1 pseudogene is annotated in these 364 nt (G+C 71.2%); it reads left to right on the top strand.

Going from position 1 to position 364, the window contains the following annotated elements:
- Positions 1-364: pseudogene (locus tag CCN56_RS43765) on the top strand (hypothetical protein); the annotation flags it as partial.

The raw sequence follows: 364 nt of genomic DNA, 5'->3' as shown, positions 1-364 counted from the left end.
CGCTGGACCCACTGGAACACCGACTTCGCCGACCAGACCCTGCACGGCTTCGGCGCTGCCGTCTTCGACGTGGGCCTCCCCGCTCCGCTCACCGTCATCAGCGCTCACCTGGACCCGTTCGTCCCGGACCGGGCCCGGCACGAGGCCAAGCTGCTGGCGACCCGCGCCCTGCGGTACGGGCCGTACGGGATCGTCGCCGGCGACATCAACTACCCGCCCGCGGACCCGAAGCACCCGGCGCCGGACTACGCCGAGATGCGCCCGTACAACAGGTCCGCCCGTACGAGGCTCCCGTCCGAGTCCAACGGCCGGATCACGCCGGAACGGCGAATTGCCGAGACGCTGTCGTACACCGGGTTCGTCG

Origin of the sequence: Streptomyces sp. NRRL B-24572 (genome assembly GCF_002156145.1) — a bacterium.
Taxonomy (GTDB): Bacteria; Actinomycetota; Actinomycetes; order Streptomycetales; family Streptomycetaceae; genus Streptomyces; species Streptomyces vietnamensis.
This window is presented reverse-complemented; position numbering and strand designations above follow the sequence as displayed.